Below are 25753 nucleotides of genomic sequence, written 5' to 3'. Positions count from 1 at the left end.
TGTTCAGGCTACGGCGACGAAAGCCGCGGCGGGTGCGTGTTGCACCCGCCGCGGCATCCGTCTCTGGTCTGGCCTGCCCGGCCGTCGAAGGGTCAGCCCTTCGTCGCACCCGCCAGCAGTCCGCGCACGAAGAACCGCTGCAGCGCGAAGAACACGATCAGCGGCACGATGATCGAGATGAACGTTCCCGCCGACTGCAGGAACCATCGGTTGCCCCAGGTGCCCGAGAGCGAGTTGAGGGCCTGCGTGATGGGCAGCGCTCCCGGCGACGCGAAGATCGTCGCCACCAGCAGATCGTTCCAGACCCAGAGGAACTGGAAGATCGCGAACGACGCGATCGCCGGCATCGCCAGCGGCAGGATGATGCGGAAGAACACCTGCCCGTGGCCGGCGCCGTCGACGCGTGCGGCCTCGATGACCTCGCCGGGGATCTCGGAGATGAAGTTGTGCAGCATGAAGGTCGCCAGCGGCAGGGCGAAGATCGCGTGGGCGATCCAGACGCGGGCGAAGCTGTACTGCACCTCGTTGAGACCGAAGCCGGGGAAGATCGGCACGTCGTTGATCGTCAGCCCCTCGGAGAACAGGCTGAGCAGCGGCACGAGGGCCATCTGGATCGGCACGATCTGCAGGGCGAAGACGAACACGAACAGCATGCTGCGACCCTTGAAGTCGATCCACGCGAACGCATACGCCGCGAGCGCGGCCAGCACGATCGGGAAGACCGTCGCGGGGATCGTGATCGCCAGCGAGTTCACGAAGGCCGAGGCGAGCGTGGTCGACGTGCCGCCCGAGCTCAGCGCCTCGATGTAGTTGTCGAACGTGAACTGCGGGTTGCTGAAGGCGGTCCACCATCCGGTGGTCTGCGTGTCGGCTCCGGGGCGGAACGACGTCACGAAGAGGCCGAACGTCGGGATGGTCCAGAAGATCGCGATGATCACCGCGGCGATCGTCGCCCCCTTCGACGTCAGCTTCTTGTGGGCGATCGCCTCATGGCGGCGGGTGTCGCGCTCGACCTGACGCTTGGTGCGGTTGTCGCGGGCGACGACGGCTTGCGTGGCGCTCATCAGCGGATCTCCCTCTGCTTGGCCATCGAACGGGCGTTGTAGATGATCAGGGGCAACACGAACAGGAACAGCACCACGGCGAGCGCCGAGGAGTGTCCGTAGCTCTGGAACCTCTGCTGCTGGTTGACCATCTCGAATCCGAGGACGGTGGTGTCGTCACGACCGCCGGTCATCACCGCGACGATGTCGTAGACCTTCAGCGAGGCGATCGTCACGGTCGTCAGCACGACGATCAGAGAGGACCGGATGCCGGGGACGGTGACGTTGCGGAACCGCTGCCAGGCGTTGGTGCCGTCGAGCTCGGCCGCTTCCATCTGTTCGATCGGCACGGCCTTAATCGCGGCCGAGAGGATGACCATGGCGAAGCCGGTCTGCATCCAGATGAACACGACGAGCAGCATCAGGGTGTTGATGATCGGCTTCACGGCGAGCCACTGCACGGGGTCTCCGCCGAATCCGGTGACGATCGCGTTGAGCAGACCGATCTGGTCGCCCTGACGGGCGTCGTACATGAACTTCCAGATGATGCCGCCACCGACGAACGAGATGGCGACGGGCATGAAGACGAGCACCTTGAGGAATTTCTCGCCGCGCGCCTTGTCGATGAAGACCGCATAGGCGAGGCCGATGACCACAGAGATCGTCGGGGCGAGCAGCGCCCAGAGGATCGTGTTGATGACCGAGGCCGTGCCGGTCGGGTTCGTGAACACCCAGTAGTAGTTCTCGAGGCCGACGAATTCGGCCCCGGTCTTGTCGAAGAACGACTTGAAGATCGTCGAGATCGCCGGGTAGATGAGGCCGAGGATCAGCATGGTCGCCGCCGGCGCCATGAACAGGATGAGCTGGAACAGGTACCCGGCTCCCTGGCGCGACCGGTAGTCGGCGAAGAAGAGCAGTGCGCCCACGAGCAGCGAGATCGCCACGACGTAGAGCACCGCGTTGGCGTAGGGACGAAGCAGCAGGAACGCGAGCACCGGGATGACCAGGCACGCGATGAGACGCATGATGAAGTAGCCGCGACCGGGACGCGGGGCGAACTCGATGAGCACGAGGACGACCGTGACGACCACGCCGAAGGCCAGAAGCACCGCCGGGATCTGCACGAGAGGCGGCATGCCGCCGAGCCAGACGAAGAAGCTGTTGAGCGAGAAGCCGATCGTGATGCGGGCCGACTCTTCGGTGGAGGTGGTGAAGACGAGGCCCAGGGCCAGGGCGACGAGGAGGACGAAGCCGGCGATCACGACGATGCGTGTCAGCCTGCGTCCCTTCTCATCTGCTCCGTGAGTCGTCACGGGAGGATCTGCCTTGACAGGCTGCTCGACTGTCGCTTGCGACATGGGTGTCCCCTTCTGAGTACGGCTTCGTACCCACGCGGTGTGGATGGGAGGAACGGGGCCGGGCTCGTGAGCCCGGCCCCGTTCGGTTCAGCTGTTGCGGTGCTGCGAGATCAGTTCTCGTAGCCGGCCTGGATGTCGGAGAGCACCGTCTCGGTGTCCTTGCCGTCGATCCAGTCGACCATTCCCTTCCAGAAGGAGCCGTTGCCGACCGTCGACGGCATCAGGTCCGATGCGTCGAAACGGAAGACGGTGGTCTCGTCCTGCATGATGGCCATGGCCTCCTGCAGGAACTCGCTCGAGGCGAGGCTCGGGTCGGCGCCCTTGTTGGCGGAGATCACTCCACCGAGCTTGACGCGGGCGTCGGCGAACTCGGGGGATGCCATGAACTCGAGCACCTGGACGGTGGACTCGTCATCGGAGAACGCGGTGACGAACTCGCCGCCGCCCTCGATCTGCAGCTCGCCCTCGGTCAGGCCCGGGAGGATGAACGCGTAGACGTCTCCGTCGGGTGCGACGGTCGGGGTCTCGCCCGCGGCGGTCTGCACGTCGAGGAAGTTGGCCGACAGGAACGAGGCCTGGTGCGTCAGCGCGCAGCTGCCGTCGGCGACCGCGGCCGCGACGTCACCGAACGCGGTGGCGTTGATGCTCTTGACATCTCCGTAACCGGCGTTGACGTACTCCGGGTTCAGCAGGATGGTGCCGACCGCGTCGAACGCCTCCTTGATCTCCGGGTCGGTGAACTTGACGTCGCCCGCCACCCAGTCGTCGTAGACATCCGCGCCGGACTGGCGCAGGACGAGGTCCTCGATCCAGTCGGTGCCCGGCCAACCGGAGGCTGCGTCGGACGCGAAGCCGGCGCACCAGGCGGGCTGACCCGTCTTCTCGACGATCGTGTCGGTGAGTGCGATCATCTCATCCCACGTCTTGGGAACCTCGACGCCCCACTCGGCGAAGCTCGCCGGGGAGTACCAGACGTAGCCCTTGAGGTTCGCGAGCATGGGAGCGGCGTAGAACGTGTCGTCGAACGTGCCGTACTTCTTCCAGTCCTCGGACCAGTTCTCGTCGACGGCCGCCTCGACACCCTCGGGCGCAGCCTTGACCTTGCCGGTGTCGACCAGGGTCTTGAGCAGACCGGGCTGCGGGACGATGGCGATGTCGGGAGCGTCGCCACCGGTCACCTTCGTGACGATGTTGCCCTCGAACGACTTGTCGCCCGTGTACTCGACGGTGATGCCGGTGTCTTCGGTGAAGGCGGCGAACGACTCGTTCAGGTCATCTGCTTCGATGCCGGTGATGCCGCCCGAGATCCGGACGGTCGTCTTGCCTTCTCCGTCTCCGCTTTCTCCGCTGCCGCCCTCGGCGCAGCCGGCCAGCGCGAACGCTGCGACTCCGACGAAAGCGAGGGGAGCGAGAAGGCGGGATCGCTGTGACAAAGCCATGTGTTTCTCTCCTCTGAGGTAGTTCATCCGTTCACCCTGAGGAGCAATCGCCGCATCCATTGGGGAACCGATTCCAGGTAAACCTACTTGGCCTCCGATGCCCCGCACAAGTGAGGAACATCACAAGCTCACAACCTTTCTCTCACCGACCGTGCCGCGGATGGGAGCGCTCCCAAGCTCGCAGTGTGGAACCGGTTCCCTTTTCACCGATGAGCGGCTACGCTGACACCCGCATGCCCGCTTCGGCGGGGAGCGCAGATGTGCCTCTGCGCAGGCCTGGTCGAGGAGGACCGATGAGCACGATCGCCGATGTCGCCGCGCGCGCCGGCGTCTCGAAGGCCACCGCCAGCCGCGCGCTCACCGGACGCGGCTACGTCGCCGAGTCGACACGCCGCCGGGTCGAGGACGCCGCCGACGCCCTCGCCTACATCGCGCACTCCTCCGCCACGAGCCTCGCGACCGGACGCACGCAGACCGTCGGCGTGGTGACGCCCCCCGTGCATCGCTGGTTCTTCGCCGAACTGCTCGCGGGGGTGCAGGACTCGCTCTTCGCGCTCGACTACGACCTGGCGCTCTACGGAGTGCCCGAAGGCCACGCCACGCGCGATCGACTGTTCGAGAGCGTGCTCCCCCGCCGCCGGTTCGACGGGATCATCGCCGTGGGCATCCGCCCCAGCGCGTCGGAGTTGGAGCAGCTGGAGCGCACCGCCCGGCCACTCGTCACCGTCGGCCCGTACAACCAGGACTCCAGCTCGGTGTCGATCGACGACGCCGAGGCCGCACGCATCGCCACCGAGCACCTGATCGAACTGGGCCACGTCGACATCGCGTTCGTCGGCGGCCAGGCCGATACCACCGAGCAGAGTGTGGGCGACGCGCGGCGGGTCGACGGCTACCGCGACGCACTCGAGGCGGCGGGGCTCTCCACGCACGTGCGCGTGGCGGGCGCCTCCCCCAGCATGCCGGGCGGCTACGCGGCCGCAGCCGGACTGCTGGGCGATCGACGCCTTCGCCCGACGGCCATCGTCGGCGTCTGCGATGAGGCGGCCATCGGTGCGATCATCGCCGCGCGGCGACTCGGGATCGCCGTGCCGACGGAGCTCAGCGTGATCGGCATCGACGACCACGAGCACGCCGAGATGTTCGCGCTGACCACGATCGGGCAGTCGCCGCGGGAGCAGGGCCACGAGGCCGTCAGGCTGCTGACACACCGCATGGCCGAGCCCGATGCGCCGTTCGAGCACGTCGCCGCGGCATCCGCCCTCGTCATCCGCAGCTCGACGTCGGCCCCGCGCTGAGCGAGAGGGCCGGACACGCGTGAAGGCCCCGGGCGAACCCGGGGCCTTCGATGCTGCAGGAGTCGAGGCGCTGAGCGCCCGACCCCGACGGGATTACTTGAGGGTGACCGTCGCGCCGGCGGCCTCGAGGGCCTCCTTGGCCTTCTCGGCGGCTTCCTTGTTCGCGCCCTCGAGCACGGCCTTGGGAGCGCCGTCGACGACAGCCTTGGCCTCGCCGAGACCCAGCGAGGTGAGCTCGCGGACCGTCTTGATGACCTGGATCTTCTTGTCGCCCGCAGCCTCGAGGATGACGTCGAAGGAGTCCTTCTCCTCAACCTCTTCAGCAGCGCCGCCACCTGCGCCGGCAACGGCGACGGGGGCAGCAGCAGTGACCTCGAACTTCTCCTCGAACGCCTTGACGAAGTCGTTGAGCTCGACGAGGGTGAGGCCGGCGAACTGCTCGAGCAGCTCCTCAGTGGTGAGCTTAGCCATGGTGTATCTCCTAATAGATGGGGTTTGTTGAACGAGAACGCCGGACGCTTACGCGGCCTCTGCGGTCTCCAGCTTTTCGCGAAGAGCATCGATGGTGGCGGCAGCCTTGCCCATCGTCGCCTTCATCATGCCCGCAGCCTTCGCCAGCAGAACCTCACGGCTCTCGAGCGCGGCGTACTTGTTGACCTCGTCGGCAGAGAGGGCGTTGCCCTCGAAGATGCCGGACTTGATCACGAGAAGCGGGTTGGCCTTGGCGAAGTCACGAAGAGCCTTGGCAGTGGCGACGAAGTCACCGTGCACGAAAGCGACGGCAGACGGACCCTTGAGGTCGTCGTCCAGCGCAGTGATGCCGGCCTTGTTGGCGGCGATCTTGGTCAGCGTGTTCTTCACCACGGCGTACTCAGCGTCCTGACGGATGCTGTTGCGCAGCTCCTTGAGCTGGGCAACCGTCAGACCGCGGTACTCGGTCAGCAGAACGGCGGTCGAGTTCTCGAATGACTTCGTGAGCTCGGCAACCGATGCATCCTTCTGCGCCATGGTCACTCCTTGGTGTGTACGAGGCGCCTCACGGTGGTGAGGCACCGACCTCGACCCGGCTGCATAGAAAAAAGCTCCGGCGCAAGCGCACGGAGCTTCGAGAGTTCGTGACACCTGCGCGGGCCTCTGCGATGCAGAGCTTCGATCACCTTGCGCTTGCGCGCAGGACGATGACCAGCGGTCTTCGGTTACATGAACTCTACCCGACACCTCGCTCCGCTCCAAATCCCGCCCGCCGCCTCCCGCCTTCCGCGTCCCTCCCACCCCGGCGTCCCTCTTCCTCCTCCCTCGCTCACTCCTCCTCCCCCCTCCTCCTCCTCCCCCCCTCCTCCTCCGAGTGCACGGGATCTCCCCGAGTGCACGGCGTATCGACGTCGAAATGCCGTGCACTCGATGACAGGCCGTGCACTCGGGGAGCGAGAGCGGGCGCGCAGGAGGGCGAGAGGAGGGCAAACGGGGGTCAGGGGGGACGGATGCCGAAGGCGGCGAGACGCGCGGCGAGAGCGTGAGGCGTGGTGATGTGCTCGGACCCCCAGCGGGCGAGACGCCAGTGCGTGCGCCCGCGGATCCAGTCCTCCCGCTGCTTTTCCTCGAGGAGCACCTGCTCGAGCGTCCTGCCTGATCGCATCGCCTCATCGAGGTACTTCGTCCTGCCGTCGAACTCGCCGAAGCTTCGTACGTCCGACAGCCCGAAGTCGACGAGATACATCGACTCTCCCGGCCCCTCGATCGGCACCTGCAGGTCCGGTAGGGCGAATCCGAGCCGCCACAGCTGCAGACGACTCACGCTCTCACCGGGAAGCTGCGCTCGCCCGTCGGCGAACTCCGCCACCCAGCGCGCCTGCCGGATGCCGCGCGCACCTCCGGCTGCCTGCAGCCGAACGGCGAGCTGCCGCCGCCACGACACCACCGCATCCTGGTCCCACTCCCGAAGGCGCTCCGCCATCATGCGCTCGGCCGCATCCGCGACCGCGACCGCCGCTTCCTGGGGCAGGGTTCGGATGAGGTCGAACACGGTGCGCGACAGGCTCGTGCACCGGATGCCGCGCACCGTCACCACGTCATCCGCCGGCAACGGCGCGAAGTGGCGCCGCACGTCCGGAGCGCTCGAGATCCTCGACGGCGTGCCGCAGGTCATGTGGACGCGCGCGCAGCGGATCGCATAGAGCGGCAGCTGCCACAGCACCGCGGCCGAGGAGTGCGACATCACCGCGGGTCCGCGCGCATCGCGGGCGACGGCGATGACGTGGGCGTGATGCCGCTGCTCCGGCCAGAGCAGCTTCCGCTCCTCCGCGCTCATGAACGAGCCTCGACGGATCAGGGCGAGCTCCCCCGTGCGGACCGCGGCGGCGATCCGCCGGTCGGTCCATCCGTTCATGACCAGATGCGCGCGCGAGCGCACGAGGTGTTCGATCACGGGTGTCGGTGGCGGCGGCATCCGCTCATGCTGACGCGGAGCGTCTCCCTCGGTTGACCGCGTTCCCGCTTTCTGTGGAGTGCGCCGCCGCATCACCACCCTGTGCAGCGAGGGTCGCGCGCACCCGAGCGCCCTCCGCTTCCCCCTCCAACCGTCGCCGAGTGCACGGCATCCTGCCCACTGCACGGCTTTCCGACGCCGACAGCCCGTGCACTCGGCGGCAACCCGTGCGCTCGGCGAAAGAGGGAGGGGCGGGGAGGGTGCGGGGAGGGGGCGGGGCGGGCGGGGGCGGGGGCGGGCGGGGTGTGAGGAAGGGGGCGTGAGGGGGAAGGCGGCGTGTGCGGAGCCCGACGTCGGCGGACCGGGTTAGGGTCGAAGGGTGAATCAGGAGCTCGCCGCACGCATCGTCGCGGACTCCCGCGACCGCGTCGCCTGGCTGCGAGCCCGATCCCGCGGAATCACCGCCACCGACGTCGCCGGACTCACCAGCGAGAAGTCGATCGCCCGGGCGGCGGATTCCAAACTCGGCGGCGGACCCCGCTTCAGCGGCAACGTCTACACCGATCACGGACGCCGCCGCGAGCCCGAGATCGCCGCGTGGGTGGCGGCGACACACGGCATCCTCCCCTCGTCGGCGCTGTTCCGCGCCGAGGTCGAACACCGCCACCTCGCCACTCCCGACGGCATCGCCGTGGATGCTGCGGGGCGCATCAAACTCGCCGAGATCAAGACCACGAACAAGGCGTTCCGCGGCATCCCCCGCACCTACCTGCGACAGATCTGGTGGCAGCAGCACGTGCTCGGCGCCGAACGCACCCTCTTCGTCTGGGAGGAGCACGTCGACTTCTCGCCGATCCACGACGAGCCCCGCTGCGTGTGGATCGACCGCGACGACCACGAGATCGCGAAGCTGGTCACCCTCGCGACCGACCTGATCGACGAGCTCTACCGCCGCACGACCGGTCAGCAGCCGCCCACGCGTCTCGTCGACCCGGTGACCAGCCGCCGCGAGCAGCTGCGCGAGCGCGACGCGTTCCGCGCACTGGCACTGGCCGAGTAGCGACTCCCCCGCTCGGCGCTCAACCGTTGGCGATAGTGCAGGTCGGCGCTCCGACGAGTAGCGGCGCGTTGTAGGTCATCGCCGATACGGCGCCCGAAGTCCAGTTGTGCAATGTGGTGCGCATCTCGACCCGCAGGTCTGCCCCGAGCAGGGTTCCGAGCACGCCGGTCAGCAGTCCGGTGTTGAACGTCGAGGTGTAGCGCCCCGACGCGTCAGGACCCGTCGTGGGGACTGCGACAGACTCCGCTGTCCCGACCTTCCATCGCACGTTCGCAGCCGTGAAGGTGTCGTACGGCGCCGACGTCGGCCACTGCCATTCAATCGAGAACACGTTTCCGCCCAGTGCGGGAGGGCGGACGCAGAGGGGCGTGCGAAGGATCGTGGCGGGCTTCAGCGCAAGAGCGGTGAAGGATGCCGAGACCTGCTCGACATCGGTGAACCGCGCCTCCGTCATCTGGACGGACGGCACCGTGGCGACCGAGACCAGCGCCGCGAGGCCGATCACCCCGACGAGCATCCGCCGTGCGAAGGATCGCGCCGAACGCGGAGAGGAGCGCATCATTCCTCCTCCTCCTCGCGGCGCCGACGCCGCCTGGCCGCGAACAGCAGAGCGCCCCCGGCAGCGAGGATGACGATGCCCCCGAGCATCCACGGGGCGACGGACGACGGCCCCGTCGTGGCAAGACCGTCGCCGCCGGGGCCGATCACCGCCGACTCCCCCGCACCGTGCGCATGTACCCGCACCTCGGTGCTCCCCGCCGCCTGATCTGCGGCGAGCGCGATCGTCAGACGCAGGCGGGCGACCTCCGTGTCGGCGATGTCGGTGAGGGCGACCTCGGAGCCGTCACGGGGGATGCTCCAGTCGGAGTGCAGCGTGGTCTCGCCGCCGGGGCATCCGCTCTCCTGCCAGGCCGTCGGGCAGAGCGCGACGCCGAGGTGCAGCGGGGCATCTCCGGTCGCGCTCACGGCGATGGTCACCGTGCCGGGGTCGGGAGCGGCGGCGCTGACGGCCACATCCCACCGCACCGGCACGCCCGGGCGCAGGCTCGACGCCGCGTCCCAGTCGGCGACCGACACGAGACGCAGCACCTCCCCCTGCACGACCTGCGTGCTCGGAGCCGCCCACGCCGGACTCGGGAGCGCGAGCGCCGCGAGCAGTGCGATCGCTCCGGTCACGGCAGCCCGGCGTCTCATGACTTGTCGGCCTTCGAACGACTCCGACGCGGCCAGAAGGCCCAGACGACCAGCGTGGTCGCTCCGACCGTCAGCGCGCCGAGAACGGCGGGGTTGCCCATTCCTGCGATCACCGCGGCGATGCCGGGCACCGAGAACAGCACCACTCGCACGGATGACACGGTGTACGGGGCGGCGTCGTCGGTGGCGTTGGCGTCGCCGCGCATCGTGATGACCCGCTCGGCGTCGGACGCGTCGGACGTGCTGGGGGCGACGGACGTGACGCGGTGGGTCACGGGGAGGTCGCCCGCGCGGTCGACGGTCACGACGTCTCCCACGGCGATCCGCTCGGCATCGACGCGCTGCACGACGGCGACCGAGCCGGCCGGGATCGTCGGCGCCATCGAACCGGTGCGGAACATGATCAGCGTGATCTGCGCGGTGAACGCCAGGATGACGAGCACGATGCAGATCACTCCGGCCACTGCGGCGATCCACAGGAAGATGTCGGTGATGACCGCGCCGGCGCGGGACCGCGTCGACGTGTGCTCCGACACGGAGACGGGCGTGCCGGAGTCGGCGGTCTGCTCTCGCAGACTGCGCCTGGTCACCGGCGTGCTCATTCCCGTTCCCTCTTCCTGTCGTGTCAGGACGACGTGCCCGTGAACGTCCATGTCTGCGTCATCGTGAGCCCCTGCGCACCGTTCGGCGCGGCAGTGGGCAGGGTGACCGCGATGCAGTAGTTGACCGCCGCGGCCCCGTTGGCCGCGAGCGACTGGGCCGTCGCCCCGCCTGCGGTGAGTGCCGAGCCGTCGGCCACCACCGACACCGAGGTGCCGGCAGCGTACGTGGTGCTGTTGCACGTCGGCCCGGTGACCGTCTTCACCCCGTACGTGAGGAACGGGGCCAGCCCGGTGCCGGTCGGCGCGCCCGCCGTCAGCTGCAGGGTGCCCGCGACCGACGGGTTCACCGTCTTCACGCTGAACAGCGCGTACGTGGTGTTGCCGGGGGCCATCGCCGTGGGCGCAACGGTGAACGTGAGCGCCGCCGGCGACGCGACCGGGTGATCGGTGAATGTGACACCGTCGGTCGCCCCCACGATGCCGAACTGCCCGGCGGTGAAGGTCGCGGCGCTGTACTCGGAGTCGTTCCAGGCGGCGAGGGTGACGGCGGTCCCGATCCCCAGCACGAGTCCGCCCGCGAGGACAGCTCGGATGCGGCGGGAGCGCAATCGCCTCGCCTCCCGCACGCTGCGGCGGGTTCTCATGGCCCGCTCAGCTCGTGGAAGTTGCCGCGAACTCCCACGTAGCCGTCGTGGCGAGGCCCTGCTCGAGCCCGGCACCGGCCTCGACACGGAAGCACAGCTGCACGGCGGTCCCGGGCGTGGTGGCGGTGGCGCCCTCGGTGAGTGTGATGTCGGTGGCGCCGGTCTGGACGTCGAGTGTGGCGCCCGAGGCGACCGGAGTGCCCACAGCAGTGGTCGCGTCGCACGTGGCACCCGGCGCGAGCTCGTAGACGTCGTAGGACAGGTGCTCGGCGTTCGACGTCGCGTCGGCCGAGGCGGTCGTCCCGTCGGCTTCCAGGGTGGCGCCGGTGGTGGTGCCCTCGGCGAGTCGGACCCAGAAGCCCGCGTAGACGACGTCGGCCGGCGACATGCTCGAGACGAGGTCCGCAGGCAGGTCGAACGCGAGAGTCGCGGCCGTACCGGCTGTGGCATGGTCGGCGTAGTCGTCATCGACATCGCCGGTGGTCGAACCCTCGAGATTGAACGAGCCGGCGGTGAAGGTGCCGGTCGCGAACTCGGAGTCGTTCCACGCGGCGAGCGTCACGGCGACGCCCACTCCGAGAACCAGGCCTCCGGCGAGGACGGCGAGGACTTTGCGCTGGGTGTCTTTCTTGGGCATGATGTTCCCCCTCAGGAATCGTCGATGACGCGATGCCTGGGAATGGCCGCCCCTCAGCAGCCTGCAATCACGCACTTTCTCTTCAATCCTGATCGGGCGCATCCCGGGCGACAATGCGTGTCGGCGCAGGGAGGGCGCTCATTGCGCGCATCCGGTCACAACTCGATCACGGCGCGGCATCCGCCCCGGCATCCGCCCTGTACCTCGCCCCCTGCGCAACGCGCCCTGCGCACGTCTCGCGGTCGCCGAGTGCACGGGGAATCGCCGAGCGCACGGCCTGATGACGCAGGTACCCCGTGCACCCGGCCGGATGCCGTGCACTCGGCGGAAGTTCTCGGGGGGACGTTCTCGGGGGCGAGCCCGGCGGCGGGCGGGGGCTAGGGATGCAGGACGGTGCGGGCCTCGGCGGCGACCTCGGCGGCGATCGTGTCGAGCAGCGGGGAGCGCAGGTTCCACTGCTGCCAGTACAGCGCCACGCGCAGGGTGGGACCGCCCAGCCGCACGAGCCCCTCGGACTCCTGCAGCAGCGGCAGCATCCCCCACCCGAGCCCGAGACTCACCGCCAGCATGTAGTCGTGCGACGCCGGCACATAGTGGCGGGAAACACCCTGCTGCTCGACTCCGCGCGCACGAAGCCAGTCATGCTGGAGGGTGTCGCGTCGGTCGAAGTCCACGAACGGCGCCTGGGCGAGCGCCGCCGACGTGGCTCCATCGGCGAACCAGCGATCCACGAAGGCCGGATCCGCCACCGCCTCATACTCGAGCACACCCAGCGGCGACACCGAACAGCCCGCCACCGGCTCCTTCTCGCTCGTCACGGCCGCCATCACGGTGCCGGACTCGAGCAGGCGCGCGGTGAAGTTCTGGTCGTCGCGATGCAGGTCGAAGTCGATGTCTCGCGCGGTCGACAGCCGCGCCAGTGGCGCGAGGAACCACGTCGCGAGGGAGTCGGCGTTCACGGCGAGCGGCACCGTGATGCGCCGCGCGTCGCTGTCATTGTCACTGTCGAGCCCGACACCCACGAGCGCGTCGTGCTCAAGGAGCGCGATCTGGCGCGCCAGCCGCACGACCGCCTCGCCTGCCTCGGTCAGCCGTGCCGGTTTGCTGCGCACGATCAGGATGCGGCCGAGCTGCTGCTCGAGCGTCTTGAGACGCTGGCTCACGGCCGACGGGGTGATCTGCAGTCGCCGGGATGCCGCGTCGAGCGTGCCTTCGTCGGCGACGGCGGCCACGGTCGCCGCGAGTTCAGGATCAATCCTCACATGAGCGATGCTAACGGTTCGGTAGGAATCCTGTCTGGTGCTGCAGGTCGCAGGTTCCTACGCTGGGACCATGCTCTCCGTTCTCGCCGGCCTCGGCCTCGGCCTCTCCCTCATCGTCGCGATCGGCGCGCAGAACGTCTTCGTGCTGCGTCAGGGCATCCGCCGCGAGCACGTGGTGCCCGTGGTCATCATCTGCGCGGTGTCGGATGCCGTGCTGATCATCGCCGGCGTCGCGGGGCTCGGCTTCGTGATCTCGGCCGCTCCGTGGCTGGTCGACGTCGCGCGGGTCGCGGGCGCCCTGTTCCTGCTGATCTACGGACTCCTCGCCGCCCGCCGCGCGTGGACGGGCACAGGCGAGGCGCTGCGCGCCGACGACGCCGCTCCGACGCCCTCGAACGGACGCATCGCCACCGCAACCACAACCACAACCGCAACCGCAACCACAACCACAACCACAACCACAACCACAACCACAACCACCGCCACGCGCACCCGCCTCGCGCCGGTCGTCCTGACCGTGCTCGCGCTCACGTGGCTCAACCCGCACGTGTACCTGGACACAGTGCTCATGCTCGGATCGATCGCCGCCACCCACGGCGAGGAGCGATGGCTGTTCGCGGGCGGCGCGGTGACGGCCAGCATCCTGTGGTTCACCGCCCTCGGCTTCGGCGCCCGTCACCTCGGCCGCTGGCTGCGCACGCCGACCTCGTGGCGCATCCTCGACGCGGTGATCGCGGTGATCATGATCGCGCTCGCGATCAGCCTCGTGCTGCCCGTCCTCGAGGGCTGAGCCGCACCCAGCCCGCCGGGCTCAGATCCCGTCGAGCGGACGCATGATGCGCGTGAGGAACCGCTGTGTGCGCTCGTGCTGCGGGGCGCTGAACAGCTGCTCGGGCGCACCCTGCTCGATCACCGCCCCGGCATCCATGAACAGCACGTGGTCGGCCGCCTCGCGGGCGAAGCTCAGCTCGTGCGTGACGACGGCCATCGTCCACCCCTCGTCGGCGAGCTCCTTGATCACGAGCAGCACCTCCCCCACGAGTTCGGGGTCGAGCGCGCTCGTGGGCTCGTCGAACAGCAGCAGGTCGGGCTTGAGCGCGAGCGCCCGCACGATGCCGACGCGCTGCTGCTGACCGCCGGAGAGCTGATGCGGGCGCGCGTTCTCCTTGTCATCGAGACCGACACGGGCGAGCAGGGCCCGGGCTTCGGCGACGACCTCGTCCTTCGGACGGCCGTGCACGCGCCACGGGCCCTCGATCACGTTCTCGATCACCGTGAGGTGCGGGAAGAGGTTGTGATGCTGGAACACCATCGCCGAGCGGTCGCGCAGGGCGAAGCGCTGCCTCGCGTCCGGACGCGTGGCGAAGTCGATGTCAGGGCCGCCCTGTACGGCGATCGTGCCGGCGTCCGGGGTCTCGAGTCCGTTCAGCGACCGCAGCACCGTCGTCTTGCCCGACCCACTGGGGCCGATGAGCACGACGACCTCCCCGCGGTGCAGCGTGAGGTCGATGCCCCGCAGCACCTCGTTGTCGCCGAAGCTCTTGCGCAGACCGCGGGCCGTGAGCAGCGCCTCGGCGGGTTCAATTCGCGACACGACTGTCCAACCTCTTCTCGAGAGCGCTCTGCCCCGTCGACAGCACCAGGCAGAACACCCAGTAGACGAGCGCGGCCGTCAGGTAGATCACCATGAACTGGTAGGTCGACGCCGCGATCTGCTGCGACACCTTGAACAGCTCCGTCACAAGGATCAGCGAGGCGAGCGAAGTGTCCTTCACGAGCGAGATGAACGTGTTCGACAGCGGCGGCACCGACACCCGCGCGGCCTGCGGCAGGATGATGCGGGTCAGCGTGCGGGTACGGCCCATGCCGACCGTGTACGCGGCCTCCCACTGCCCCTGCGGCACCGAGAGGATCGACGCCCGGATCACCTCGGCCGCGTAGCCGCCCACGTTCAGCGAGAACGCGATGATCGCGCACGGCCAGGGATCGATCGTGACACCGATCGAGGGCAGACCGTAGAAGATCACGAAGAGCTGCACCAGCAGCGGCGTGCCGCGGATGATCGAGATGTACACGCGCGCGATGCCCGAGACGATGCGTCGCGTCGAGATGCGCATCAGCGCGATCCCGAGCGCGATCACCAGCCCCAGCGCGAACGAACTCAGCGCCAGGGGGATCGTCCCGACCAGCCCGGCGAGGGCGATCGGGCCGATCGAGGTGAGGAACAGCTCCCAGGGATCCACGGGCTACTCGGTGACGTCGGCGCCGAAGTACTTGTCGCTGATCTCGGCGAGGGTGCCGTCGGCGCGCAGCTCCTCGAGCGCGGCATCCACGGCGTCGACGAGCGACTCCTTGTCCTTCGCGAACACGAAGGCCTGCTGACCGGCGTCGTCGGTCTCGGCGGCGATCTTCAGGCCGGTGGGTCCGTCGGTCTTCTCGTAATCGAGGAAGGTGAGCTTGTCGTTCACGGTCGCGTCCACGCGTCCCTGACGCAGCAGCGCGACGGCCTGGGCCCAGCCCTCGACCGGCTCGACGGTGGCACCGGACTCGGTGGCCAGCTCGTTCCAGTTGCTGGTGAGCGACTGCGCGGTGGTCTTGCCCGTCAGGTCGTCGAAGGAGGTGATCGAGTCGTCGCCCTCGGCCACCACGATCACGCCGGGCGAGACCGTGTACGGCGTGCTGAAGAGGTACTTCGCCTCGCGCTCGTCGTTGATCGTGACCTGGTTCGCGATCACGTCGAAGCGGCCGGCGTCGAGACCGGCGAAGATCGCGTCCCACTGCGTCTCCTGGAACTCGACCTCGAGGTCGAGCTTCTCGGCGACCGCCTGGATGATCTCGACGTCGTAGCCGGTGAGCTCGCCCGTGCCGCCGTCGGCGTGGAAGCTGAACGGGCGGTAGGTGCCCTCGGTCGCGACGGTGAGCTTTCCGTCAGTGACGAGTGCGAAGTCCGACGAGGCGGTGCTGTCACCGGGGGCGCCGGTCGCCTCGGGTGCGCTGCCGCCGCTGCAGGCGGTGAGCGCGGCGGCCGTGAGGACGAGAGCGGTGGCGGCGATGAGACGACGGGACATGGGCGAACCCTCCTGGGGTGCGATGTGCGCGATTGCTGTGGCGCGCGGTGTCAATGGAACCTCTTCACAGTACGCGGGGATTCGCGGCTGTGGGCCGCGCGTGACCCTGCATTTCGACGCGGGCACCGTGTTGCGGGTGCAGAAACGCCCCCGGCGGGAGCCGAGGGCGTTTCAGGGAGTCAGACTCAGATGGCGTTGACGTCCAGCGGGATGCCGGGGCCGAACGTGGTCGACACCGCACCCTTCTGGATGTAACGGCCCTTGGAGCTCGACGGCTTGAGGCGGACGATCTCCTCGAGCGCTGCGCCGATGTTCTCGTCGAGCTGCTCGGCGGTGAAGGATGCCTTGCCCACGACGAAGTGCACGTTGGCGTGCTTGTCGACGCGGAACTCGATCTTTCCGCCCTTGATCTCCTCGACGGCCTTGGCCGTGTTCGGGGTCACGGTGCCGGTCTTCGGGTTCGGCATGAGTCCACGCGGACCCAGGACCTTTCCGAGACGACCGACCTGGCCCATGAGCTCCGGGGTGGAGACTGCAGCGTCGAAGTTCGTCCAGCCGTCAGCGACACGCTGGATGAGCTCGGCGCCACCGACCTCGTCGGCGCCTGCGGCGATCGCAGCCTCAGCGGCCGGACCCGTCGCGAACACGATGACGCGGGCGGTCTTACCGGTGCCGTGGGGCAGGATGACGGTGCCGCGCACCATCTGGTCCGCCTTGCGGGGGTCGACGGCGAGCTTGAGCGCGACCTCGACGGTCGAGTCGAACTTCGCGGAGCCGGTCTCCTTCGCGAGGGCGACTGCCTCGGTGGGAGTGTAGAAACGGTCTGCCTCGATCTTCTCGACGGCAGCGTTGTAAGCCTTGGACTTAGCCATGATTATTCTCCTCAGCCCTCGACCGTGATGCCCATGGAACGGGCGGTGCCCGCGATGATCTTCGAGGCGGCCTCGATGTCGTTCGCGTTCAGGTCGGACTGCTTGGTCTCCGCGATCTCGCGAACCTGAGCCTTGGTGATCTTCGCCACCTTGACGGTGTGCGGGGTCGCGGAGCCCTTGGGGATTCCGGCGGCCTTCTTGATGAGCTCCGCGGCGGGCGGAGTCTTCAGGATGAACGTGAAGCTGCGGTCCTCGTAGACGGTGATCTCGACGGGGATGACGTTGCCGCGCTGCGACTCGGTCGCGGCGTTGTACGCCTTGCAGAACTCCATGATGTTGACGCCATGCTGACCGAGCGCGGGGCCGATCGGCGGCGCCGGGTTGGCTGCACCTGCCTTGATCTGAAGCTTGATCAGGCCGGTCACCTTCTTCTTCGGTGCCATTCTCTTTCCTTTCATCGAATCGGATGCCGGAGCATCCGTTTCTCCCGCGGATCCGGCGTTTCCGGACAGCGGTCGTCTCTGCGCACGCCGAAGCGGCACACAAACCACGTAAGTCTACCTGATCCCGGCCCGCTCCGCCTTCCACGCTTGACGACTGCGGCTGCGGGATCAGAAACGCAGAACGGCCGCCCCGAGAGGGACGGCCGTTCGAGGGACCCGAGGGTCAGAGCATCTTGGTGACCTGGTCGAACGAGAGCTCGACCGGGGTCTCGCGCTCGAAGAGCGAGACGAGGACCGTGAGCTTGCCGCTCTCGGGCTTGATCTCGCTGATCGAACCGGGCAGACCCGCGAACGAGCCCTCCTTGATCGTGATGGTCTCGCCGACCTCGAAGTCGACCTCGGCCGGCAGCGGACGCGCCACGGCGAGGCCGCCCTTGGAGGCGATGTTCTTGGCGGTCGGGACGTCCTTGACCTCGACGAGCGACTTCAGCATGTTGAAGGCCTCTTCGAAGCGCAGCGGCGTCGGGTTGTGGGCGTTGCCCACGAAGCCGGTGACGCCGGGCGTGTGGCGCACGACCGACCAGGTGTCTTCGGTGAGCTCCATGCGCACCAGCACGTAGCCGGGGATGCGCACGCGGGTGACCATCTTGCGCTGGCCGTTCTTGATCTCGACGACGTCCTCCATCGGGACCTCGATCTGGTAGATCTCGTCCTCGACCTCGAGCGTCGACTTGCGCTGCTCGATGTTCGCCTTCACCTTGCGCTCGAAGCCGGCGTAGGAGTGGATGACGTACCACTTGCCGGGGAGCATGCGCAGATCCATGCGAAAGGTCTCGTACGGGTCCTCTTCCGCGTCGTCCTCCGCGGCGTCGGCGTCTTCAGCGTCGGCGTCTTCAGCGTCGACCGCCGGAGCGTCGTCGTCGCCGTTCACGTCGGGACCGTCGTAGGGGGTGACCTCGTCAGCCGCAGCTGCCTCGAGGTCGGCCGTCTCTTCGGCCACGGCGTCGTTGAGGACCTCGGCGGCGGCTTCGGACTCAGCCGCTTCGTCCAGGTTGAGGGCGTCGTTCACAATCGCATCCGCTTCCGGGTCGTCGACTTCGATGTCGCCATCGATGTCGGTGTCTTCTTCTTCGCCGTCCTGGTCTTCGATGTGCAGGGCGACGTGCTCTGCCGAGGTGACCGAGAGCTCTTCCGCAGCGAGGACGTTGCCCTCCTGGGCTTCGTCTTCCTCGCTGGACTGCTCTGCCGCGGTCGCCCAGTCGGCATCGTCGGAATATCGTTCAGCCACGTGTTTCTTCTCCATTGCTGCGGCCGAGGCCGCGGGGCGTCATCAGCCGGGGATTCCGAATACCCAGTGCGTCACGTACGCGAACAGAGTGTCCAAGCCGTAGACGATGCCCATGACGATCAGAACGAAGACGAGCACCACACCGGTGAACTTGAACAGCTCCTTGCGCGTCGGCGTGACGACTTTGCGCAGTTCGGAGATGACCTGACGGATGAACAGGGCGATGCCGGCGAAGAAGCCCAGCTTCTTCTCGCGGGGGGCGCCAGCAGCGACGACCTCGCCGCGCGGGTCTTCCTGATCCATCCTGAATGTACCTTTCGTGTGTCAGCGTGCGCTGACGCGCAGGGCGGACAGGAATCGAACCTGCAACCTGCGGTTTTGGAGACCGCTGCTCTGCCAATTGAGCTACCGCCCTAGAGGTCTGCGACCTCGGGGTGTCTTCCACTCTTTCACGAAAGCTGGGGTCCGAGGACCCCAGGCATGGCGAAAGATTGCAGAAAACAACTGCTCCACAAGCATACGGCATCGATCCGGTGGAGCCGAACCGGCCCCGAAGCGGCGTTGTTGTTAGGCTCGGCGAGCGGAATGCAGGAGGAGGGAGCGCCGGTGAGCGCTGAAGTGCAGCAGTTCCAAGTGGATCTGCGCGGAGTCGTCGATCTGCTCAGCCGGCACATCTACTCGAGCCCGCGGGTGTACCTGCGCGAGCTCCTCCAGAACGCGCGTGACGCGATCACCGCGCGCCGCGAGGTCGACGGAGGCGGCGGTCGCATCCGCATCACACCGCTCACCGCCGAGAGCGGCGAGTTCGTGCTGCGCGACGACGGCGTGGGCCTCACCGCCGCCGAGGTCGCCGATCTGCTGGCGACCGTGGGCCGCAGCTCCAAGCGCGACATCTTCGACCTGCCCCGCAGCGACTATCTGGGCCAGTTCGGCATCGGACTGCTGAGCTGCTTCATGGTGGCCGACACGATCGTGATCCGCTCGCGCAGCGCCCGGGGCGGGGCATCGGTCGAGTGGACGGGCAGCGCTGACGGCACCTTCCGGGTCGCCGAGATCGAGGAGGAGCTCCCGATCGGCACCAGCGTGCACCTGATCCCCCGCTTCGACGCCGACGAGCTGCTGCGCCCCGCCGCCGTGCACGAGCTGGCCACGACGTTCGGCGAGTTCCTGCCGGTGCGCGTCACGATCGACTCCCCCGGCGGTGATGTCGACATCACCCGCGAGCCCCCGTTCCTCGACGCCGTCGACCACGTCGACGACGCACTGCAGTACGGGCGCGACCTGCTGGGCGCGGGCCCGCTCGACGTGATCGAGCTGAGCGAGGCAGCCACCGGCACCCGCGGCCTCGCCTATGTGCTGCCCTTCGCCCCGCCGCCCGGGGCCCGCCAGGCCACGCGCATGTACCTCGGGCGCATGCTGCTGGCCGAGCGCGTCGACGACGTACTGCCGGAGTGGGCGTTCTTCGTGCGCGCCGTCGTCGACTCGACCGGCCTCGCTCCCACGGCCAGCCGCGAATCACTGGTCGAGGATGCGGCGCTCGAGCACGTGCGCGAACAGCTCGGCGCCGGCATCCGCCGCTGGGTCCTCGAGCTGGGGCTGCGCGAGCCGCACCGCCTGGCGCAGTTCGTCGCCGTTCACGAGGTGGGCCTCAAGTCGCTCGTGCGCCACGACCCCGAGCTCGCGCAGTTCATCACGCGGTGGCTGACGGTCGAGACCACGCACGGCACGATGCGCGTCGGCGATCTCGTCGAACGCTACGCGCACGTGCGTTACGCCGCCTCGGTCGACGAGTTCCGCCAGGTGGCCGGCATCTCCCCCGGCTCCGAGGTGCTCGTCAACGGCGGCTATCTCTACGACGCCGACCTGGTGCGGATGCTGCCCGAGCTCTACCCGCACGTGACGATCGAGAAGGTCGACGTGACCGGCGAGCTCGACCGCCTGGACCCGCCCCCGCTCGACGATCGCGATGCGGCCGTGGCGCTCGAAGCCCGCGCGGGGGCCGTGCTCGCGGCATCCGACTGCGCGGTGGTGGTGCGCTCCATCGATCGCCCCGATCTCACCGCGCTCTACGTCGCCGACCCCGAGGTGCTGCGCGCCCTCGACCGCACGCGCACGAAGGGCGTCACCGGAGCACTGTGGGGCGGCGTGCTCAACCGCATCGACCAGACCCGGTCGGCGGGGCGCGACGACGACCTCAGCGCCCGACTGTGCCTGAACTGGTCGAACCGCGTGGTGCGCGCGCTCGTGCGGGTGGGCGACGACGCCGTGTTCGCCCGCACGGTGCAGCTGCTGTACATCCAGGCGCTGCTGTCCGGGCACCATCCGCTCTCCGATGCCGACCGGCGGCTCATGACCTCGGCACTCAGCGACCTCGTCTCACTCTCGGCCGGGCTCGAAGAGGACACCCTCCCCTTCGACGAGGCGCTCTAGCGCTCCTCGCACCCGACGCCGCATCCATCCTCGAAGGGACCACCCCATGGCACGTCCGAAGAAGCGCTTCCAGCAGCTGATCGAAGAGATCGACCGGACGCCCTGGGGCCCGGCCGAGCACGCGCTCGTGGCCGAGGCGGTGGCGCTGGCGATCGAGATCGGCGACGAACAGCTCGAGTACGAGGCGCGGATGCGGCAAACGGCGTCGGCGAACATGAACGGAGCGACCGACGTGATGCTGAACTCCTTCGCCTGGTGCCTCGCGCACCATGACGCGGATCCGCAGCGCTTCCCCGCCGATCTCGACAACGGCGGCGCCGACCTGATGTGGCAGTTCAAGTGGATGGCGTCGTCACTGCGCTCCTCTCCCGCGTTCTCGCAGGAGCAGATCGCTGCGGTGCTCGACGACATGGAGGCGCACTACCGCGCCGCCGGCCTCGGCATGAGCGGCGTGCTCACGGCCCGGTTCGAGGATGCGTGGGACGCCGGTCGCACGGACGACGCCGAAGCCCTGCGCGTGCAGCTCGAGGCGACGCCCCGCGACGAGCACAGCCACTGCGACGCCTGCGGGCGCAGCCAGTTCGCGGGGTTCTTCGCCCAGACCGGGCGCGATGACGACGCGATCCGGCTGGTGGAGGAGATGATCGAGGGCGGATTCTCGTGCGGTGAGGAGCCGGAGCACGCCCTCTCGCGCGTGCTGGTGCCGTACCTGCGCGCCGGCCGCGGCGACGACGCCAAGACCGCGCATCTGCGCAGCTACCGCCTCGCGAAGGACAACCCCGACAACCTGGGGATCGTCGCGAACAACATCGTCTTCACCGCGGTCACCGGCAACGAGGCCCGTGCGCTCACGCTCGTCGAGCGGCACATCGGCTGGCTGGCACACGACGGACTCAACGTCGACGCACACTTCGCGGCGCTGGCGGCGTTCGCTTTCGCCCTCGACCGTGTCACGGCGGCAGGTTACGGCGACACTCCCGTGCGCGGGGCGGAGTCGCCGGCGCTCGAGCCGTTCTTCGGCACGCACGAGGGGGTGTGGAGCGCCGATGACCTCGCGGGCGCCGCGTGGGCGACGGCCGAGCGCATCGGCGCGGAGTTCGACGGTCGAGACGGCACCGACGGTCACGCGCAGAGCCTGCAGCGCCTGCGCGCTCTCGCCGACGAGCACTACGACGTGCCGATCCGCTCGGACGCGTTCGTCACGACCGCCGCCGCCACCAGCCCCACGGATGCCGCCGGATGGTACGAGCGGGTGATGGAGCTCGCGCAGTACGGCGCGGAGAAGGAGACCCTCGAGGCGCTGCCGCGCGCACTCGGCGTCGACGATCCCGCCCAACGTGCGCAGCTGCTGTCGATGCACCTGGGCGTGCTCATGGCGCTCGACCGTGCCGACGAGGCGGCAGCGCTCCTGCCCGACCGTCTGGCCGCTCTGCGCGCGACGGGCAGGCATGAGCAGGCCGACCTCGAGGAACGCCTCGGGCTCGCCACGTTCGGGCTGCACACCCCGGAATCGACCGCCGACCTCGAAGAGGCTCTCGCCGCCGCATCCGCCCTGCCTGCCTGGTCGCGCGGGGACCTCGCTCTCAGCCGTGCCGTCATGCACCTGCAGGACGACGAGCCCGACGCCGCCCTCGACCGCGTGGAAGAGGCGGCTCGCGCCTTCGTCGAAGCCGGCGACGTCCGTCTGACGAACACCACCACACTGATCGCGATCACGGCACTGCTGCAGAAGAACGACATCGAGGCCACCATCGTGATCCTCGACCGCTTCCTGGCGCAGGATGACCTGAGCACCGGCCACCGCGCTCAGGCGCTGCACACGCGCGCAAGAGTGCGCGGGGGCACGAACGCCTTTCGCGAGGGCGCGGAGGATGCCGACGAGACGTGCCGGCTGCTCGCCGGACTCGGTGCGACGACAGCGCTCGCCTCGGCGCATCTGCTCGCCGGCGCACTCTGGGAGGATGCCGGAGACCTCGAGAAGGCGGTCACCCGATACCGCGTCACCGCGCGGCTGATCGCGCAGGAGGGCGGCGACCTCGCGGGGGCGAACTTCCGTCTGGCGCGCGCGATGCTCGCGGTCGGCGACGCCGAGGAGGCGGCCGAGTTGTTCGGCGAGGTGCTCGAGCAGGAGGAGAAGGCCGAGGTACCGGCGGCATCACGCGCCATGACGGCGTCGATGCTCGCACGGGCGCTGAGCGCCGCCGGCGAGTTCAGCCAGGCGTATGGCGCGTTCGGGTACGCGGCCGAGCTCTACGGCGAGGCGGAGGAGCACGCCGAGCAGTCACTGTCGATGGGTGAGCAGGCGAAGATCCTCGCGCAGTTCGAGGAGCACGACGATGCGCTGACCCTGCTGGAGTCCGCCGCCGAGATCGTGCGCCGGGCCCCGGATGCCGTCGGCGCGCGCGCCGAGGTGCTGCACAATCTCGGGCAGGTCTACGGCGGACGCGGAGACGAGCGCGCCTTCACCCTGTTCGACGAGGTCACCTCTCTCGCGCAGGAGCATGAGGCGCACTGGCTGCTCGCCGACGTGACCGACTCACGCGGACGCGCACTCGCCCAGCTCGGACGCGTCGACGATGCGGTCGCGGCCGCCCTGACCGCCGCCGACGGCTTCGCCCAGATCGGCGACAGCGGTGCCGCCGGCGGATCGGAGCTGTTCGCCGCCCGGCTGCTCGCGGGCAACGAGCGAGCCGCCGACGCAGTCGCGATCTACCGGAGCGCACTCGATCATGGCGCAGAGCACGCCCCGCTGCGGCAGGTGGCCGCGCTCGAACTCGGTGACACGCTCGAGGCGCTCGGACGCCATGGCGAGGCCGCGGAGGTGCGGGCCCTCATCGAGAGCTGAAGCCGCGGGGGCTCAGAACAGCTGACGCCAGTTCGCGCGGGCCAGGTCGAGCAGCTCGTCGCCGCGCCCCGACATGACCGTGCGGATCGCGTACAGCGCGAACCCGCCCACCTGCTCAGCCGTGATCGCCGGGGGCATCGACAGCTCCTGGCGTTCGGTGACGACGTCGAGCAGGGCGGGGCCGTCATGCGCGAGTACCTCGCGCACGGCATCCGGCAGATCCTCGCTGTTCTCGACGCGGCGTGCGAAGATGCCCATCGCCTCGGCGATCGCCGCGAAGCTCGGGTTGTCGAGCCCGGTGCCGTAGGTGACGAAGCCCGCCGCCTTCATCTCGAGCTCCACGAAGTTCAGCGAGGAGTTGTTCACCACGATCGTCTTCACCGGCAGTTCGTTCTGCGTGAGCGTGAGCAGCTCCCCCAGCATCATGGCGAGCCCGCCGTCACCGGCGAGGGCGACGACCTGCCGCCCGGGGTGCGCGACCTGCGCGCCGATCCCGTGCATGAGTGCGTTCGCCATCGACCCGTGGGTGAACGAGCCGATGAGGCGACGGTTCTCGGTCATGCGCAGATAGCGGGCCGCCCAGACGGTGGGGGACCCGACGTCGGCGGTGAAGATCGCGTCATCCGCCGCCTGCTCGTTCAGCAGTCGCGCGAGATACTGCGGATGGATCGGGCGTCCGGCCTTCGTCGGCACGGCGAGGTCGTCGAGCTTCGCGCGGGTCTTGCGATAGTGCGCGAGGGCATCATCGAGGTGCCCGCGGTCCTTCTCGGCGAGGCGCGGCAGCAGAGCGTCGACGGTCGCGGCGACGTCGCCCACGAGTCCGAGATCGAGCGGATGCCGTTTGCCGAGCTGCTCGCCGCGGATGTCGACCTGGATCGTGGTGGCGTCCTCCGGGTAGAACTGTTCGTACGGGAAGTCGCTGCCAAGCACCAACAGCGCATCCGCCGACTCCATCGCCCGGTACCCCGAGGCGAAGCCGAGCAGCCCCGTCATCCCGACGTCGAACGGGTTGTCGTGCTCGATGAACTCCTTGCCGCGCAGGGCATGCACGATCGGGGCGCCCAGGCGGTCCGCCAGCGCGATGACCTCGTCGTGCGCGTTCTCGACCCCGGCTCCCGCGAGGATCGTGACCTTCTTCGCGGCGTTGAGCAGCGTGGCCGCCTTCTCGAGCTCAGGTCCGCTGGGGGCGACCACGGGGCGGGTCCGCTCGATGACCACGGCGCGGTTGTCGGCGATGTCCGACAGCGCCACGTCACCGGGGATCACGAGCACGGCGACCCCGCGCTTCTCGATCGCCGTGCGCATCGCGATCTCGAGCAGCCGCGGCATCTGGCGCGGATCGGCGACGTACTCGACGTAGACGCTGCACTCGCGGAACAGCTCCTGCGGGTGCGTCTCCTGGAAGTAGCCCGTGCCGATCTCGGTCGTGGGGATGTGGGCCGCGATCGCGAGCACCGGCACGCGGGAGCGATTCGCGTCGTAGAGTCCGTTGATCAGGTGCAGGTTGCCCGGGCCGCAGGAGCCGGCGACGACTGCGAGGTCACCCGTGGTCGCCGCATCCGCCGCCGCCGCGAAGGCCGCGGACTCCTCGTGTCTGACGTGCACCCAGCGGATGCTGCCGTCCTTGCGGATGGCATCCGTGAATCCGTTCAGCGAATCTCCGGGCAGACCGTAGACGTGGTCGATCCCGTTGGCTTTCAGAGTCTTGACGATGTTCTCAGCGACATTGGCCATGCTTCGACCCTACGCCCGGCGCGGGTGCGGGGTCTCGGACTTCTGCGGCGCTCTGCGGCGCTGAGGGGTCAGAGAGCGCCGCCCGCGGAGGTCCGCACGCGACAGTCTCTG

General features: G+C 68.7%; 25 protein-coding genes and 1 tRNA gene. 5 read left to right on the top strand and 21 right to left on the bottom strand.

Translation table 11 applies throughout. The features are described 5' to 3' along the window. Nucleotides 1-92: 92 nt before the first annotated feature. The 3 genes from AC2D10_RS15945 to AC2D10_RS15935 form a co-directional block, all read right to left on the bottom strand. Nucleotides 93-1064 (bottom strand): carbohydrate ABC transporter permease, encoded by a 972-nt coding sequence (locus AC2D10_RS15945; RefSeq protein ID WP_484709065.1) that lies wholly within the window; start codon nt 1062-1064, stop codon nt 93-95. Then, nucleotides 1064-2401: a carbohydrate ABC transporter permease gene (locus AC2D10_RS15940; RefSeq protein WP_484709064.1), complete on the bottom strand. Its 1338-nt coding sequence runs from the start codon at nt 2399-2401 to the stop codon at nt 1064-1066. Before AC2D10_RS15940 ends, AC2D10_RS15945 begins: the two co-directional genes overlap by 1 nt. A gap of 110 nt (nt 2402-2511) precedes the next feature. Further along, nucleotides 2512-3840, bottom strand: coding sequence for an ABC transporter substrate-binding protein (locus AC2D10_RS15935; protein WP_484709063.1), 1329 nt, complete (start codon nt 3838-3840; stop codon nt 2512-2514). A gap of 293 nt (nt 3841-4133) precedes the next feature. On the opposite strand from AC2D10_RS15935, the gene AC2D10_RS15930 reads away from it, so the two are divergent. Next, nucleotides 4134-5138: a LacI family DNA-binding transcriptional regulator gene (locus tag AC2D10_RS15930; protein WP_484709062.1), complete on the top strand. Its 1005-nt coding sequence runs from the start codon at nt 4134-4136 to the stop codon at nt 5136-5138. A 93-nt stretch (nt 5139-5231) separates the two neighbouring features. Here AC2D10_RS15930 and rplL read toward each other — a convergent pair whose 3' ends face one another. The 3 genes from rplL to AC2D10_RS15915 all read right to left on the bottom strand — a co-directional run bounded on the left by rplL (nt 5232) and on the right by AC2D10_RS15915 (nt 7584). Next, nucleotides 5232-5609 carry a 50S ribosomal protein L7/L12 gene (gene rplL / locus AC2D10_RS15925; protein WP_484709061.1) on the bottom strand — a complete coding sequence of 126 codons (378 nt, stop codon included), beginning with the start codon at nt 5607-5609 and terminating at the stop codon, nt 5232-5234. A 48-nt stretch (nt 5610-5657) separates the two neighbouring features. After that, nucleotides 5658-6146: a 50S ribosomal protein L10 gene (rplJ, locus tag AC2D10_RS15920; protein WP_053097428.1), complete on the bottom strand. Its 489-nt coding sequence runs from the start codon at nt 6144-6146 to the stop codon at nt 5658-5660. A 460-nt stretch (nt 6147-6606) separates the two neighbouring features. Next, nucleotides 6607-7584, bottom strand: coding sequence for a hypothetical protein (locus AC2D10_RS15915; protein ID WP_484709060.1), 978 nt, complete (start codon nt 7582-7584; stop codon nt 6607-6609). A 358-nt stretch (nt 7585-7942) separates the two neighbouring features. Between AC2D10_RS15915 and AC2D10_RS15910 the strand changes: the two genes are divergently transcribed. Further along, nucleotides 7943-8623 carry a YqaJ viral recombinase family protein gene (locus AC2D10_RS15910; RefSeq protein ID WP_484709058.1) on the top strand — a complete coding sequence of 227 codons (681 nt, stop codon included), beginning with the start codon at nt 7943-7945 and terminating at the stop codon, nt 8621-8623. A gap of 19 nt (nt 8624-8642) precedes the next feature. Here AC2D10_RS15910 and AC2D10_RS15905 read toward each other — a convergent pair whose 3' ends face one another. The 6 genes from AC2D10_RS15905 to AC2D10_RS15880 form a co-directional block, all read right to left on the bottom strand. Further along, nucleotides 8643-9185: a hypothetical protein gene (locus AC2D10_RS15905; protein WP_484709057.1), complete on the bottom strand. Its 543-nt coding sequence runs from the start codon at nt 9183-9185 to the stop codon at nt 8643-8645. Continuing rightward, on the bottom strand, nt 9182-9817 hold the full coding sequence (locus AC2D10_RS15900; RefSeq protein ID WP_484709056.1) for an LPXTG cell wall anchor domain-containing protein: 636 nt from the start codon (nt 9815-9817) through the stop codon (nt 9182-9184). The genes AC2D10_RS15905 and AC2D10_RS15900 overlap by 4 nt, the downstream gene beginning before the upstream one ends. Further along, nucleotides 9814-10407: a signal peptidase I gene (locus AC2D10_RS15895; RefSeq protein WP_484709054.1), complete on the bottom strand. Its 594-nt coding sequence runs from the start codon at nt 10405-10407 to the stop codon at nt 9814-9816. The genes AC2D10_RS15900 and AC2D10_RS15895 overlap by 4 nt, the downstream gene beginning before the upstream one ends. Nucleotides 10408-10442: 35 nt before the next feature. Then, nucleotides 10443-11063 carry a SipW-dependent-type signal peptide-containing protein gene (locus AC2D10_RS15890; protein ID WP_484709052.1) on the bottom strand — a complete coding sequence of 207 codons (621 nt, stop codon included), beginning with the start codon at nt 11061-11063 and terminating at the stop codon, nt 10443-10445. 7 nt (nt 11064-11070) lie between these two features. Then, nucleotides 11071-11700, bottom strand: coding sequence for a SipW-dependent-type signal peptide-containing protein (locus tag AC2D10_RS15885; protein ID WP_484709051.1), 630 nt, complete (start codon nt 11698-11700; stop codon nt 11071-11073). 377 nt (nt 11701-12077) lie between these two features. Beyond that, nucleotides 12078-12962, bottom strand: coding sequence for a LysR family transcriptional regulator ArgP (locus AC2D10_RS15880; protein WP_484709050.1), 885 nt, complete (start codon nt 12960-12962; stop codon nt 12078-12080). Between the two features lie 70 nt (nt 12963-13032). Here AC2D10_RS15880 and AC2D10_RS15875 point away from each other — a divergent pair, with 70 nt between their 5' ends. Next, nucleotides 13033-13752 (top strand): LysE/ArgO family amino acid transporter, encoded by a 720-nt coding sequence (locus tag AC2D10_RS15875; RefSeq protein ID WP_484709049.1) that lies wholly within the window; start codon nt 13033-13035, stop codon nt 13750-13752. 21 nt (nt 13753-13773) lie between these two features. On the opposite strand, the gene AC2D10_RS15870 is transcribed toward AC2D10_RS15875, so the two are convergent. From AC2D10_RS15870 to AC2D10_RS15835, 8 genes are all read right to left on the bottom strand, one after another. Then, nucleotides 13774-14556 carry an amino acid ABC transporter ATP-binding protein gene (locus AC2D10_RS15870; protein WP_484709048.1) on the bottom strand — a complete coding sequence of 261 codons (783 nt, stop codon included), beginning with the start codon at nt 14554-14556 and terminating at the stop codon, nt 13774-13776. Next, nucleotides 14543-15205 carry an amino acid ABC transporter permease gene (locus AC2D10_RS15865; protein WP_484709047.1) on the bottom strand — a complete coding sequence of 221 codons (663 nt, stop codon included), beginning with the start codon at nt 15203-15205 and terminating at the stop codon, nt 14543-14545. The genes AC2D10_RS15870 and AC2D10_RS15865 overlap by 14 nt, the downstream gene beginning before the upstream one ends. 3 nt (nt 15206-15208) lie before the next feature. Continuing rightward, nucleotides 15209-16030, bottom strand: coding sequence for an amino acid ABC transporter substrate-binding protein (locus AC2D10_RS15860; protein ID WP_484709046.1), 822 nt, complete (start codon nt 16028-16030; stop codon nt 15209-15211). Between the two features lie 185 nt (nt 16031-16215). Further along, entirely contained in the window at nt 16216-16902 is a 687-nt protein-coding gene (gene rplA / locus AC2D10_RS15855) for a 50S ribosomal protein L1 (protein WP_484709045.1), read from the bottom strand. A gap of 11 nt (nt 16903-16913) precedes the next feature. Beyond that, entirely contained in the window at nt 16914-17345 is a 432-nt protein-coding gene (gene rplK / locus AC2D10_RS15850) for a 50S ribosomal protein L11 (protein ID WP_484709042.1), read from the bottom strand. A gap of 223 nt (nt 17346-17568) precedes the next feature. Next, nucleotides 17569-18633 (bottom strand): transcription termination/antitermination protein NusG, encoded by a 1065-nt coding sequence (gene nusG, locus AC2D10_RS15845; protein WP_484709040.1) that lies wholly within the window; start codon nt 18631-18633, stop codon nt 17569-17571. Nucleotides 18634-18675: 42 nt separating this feature from the next. Then, nucleotides 18676-18936, bottom strand: a complete 261-nt coding sequence (gene secE / locus AC2D10_RS15840; RefSeq protein WP_484709038.1) for a preprotein translocase subunit SecE — start codon at nt 18934-18936, stop codon at nt 18676-18678. Nucleotides 18937-18975: 39 nt separating this feature from the next. Next, a tRNA-Trp gene (locus AC2D10_RS15835) sits at nt 18976-19048 on the bottom strand. Between the two features lie 170 nt (nt 19049-19218). On the opposite strand from AC2D10_RS15835, the gene AC2D10_RS15830 reads away from it, so the two are divergent. Continuing rightward, nucleotides 19219-21063 carry an HSP90 family protein gene (locus AC2D10_RS15830; protein ID WP_484709035.1) on the top strand — a complete coding sequence of 615 codons (1845 nt, stop codon included), beginning with the start codon at nt 19219-19221 and terminating at the stop codon, nt 21061-21063. Nucleotides 21064-21109: 46 nt separating this feature from the next. Continuing rightward, complete coding sequence (locus AC2D10_RS15825) at nt 21110-23908, top strand: tetratricopeptide repeat protein (RefSeq protein WP_484709034.1); 2799 nt, start codon at nt 21110-21112, stop codon at nt 23906-23908. Between the two features lie 12 nt (nt 23909-23920). Here AC2D10_RS15825 and poxB read toward each other — a convergent pair whose 3' ends face one another. Continuing rightward, on the bottom strand, nt 23921-25642 hold the full coding sequence (poxB, locus tag AC2D10_RS15820) for a ubiquinone-dependent pyruvate dehydrogenase (protein ID WP_484709032.1): 1722 nt from the start codon (nt 25640-25642) through the stop codon (nt 23921-23923). Nucleotides 25643-25753 lie beyond the last annotated feature (111 nt).

Source organism: Microbacterium sp. PI-SA-G, from assembly GCF_057215335.1.
Note: the sequence above shows the minus strand (reverse complement) of the source record. Positions and strands in the feature narration are given on the sequence as shown.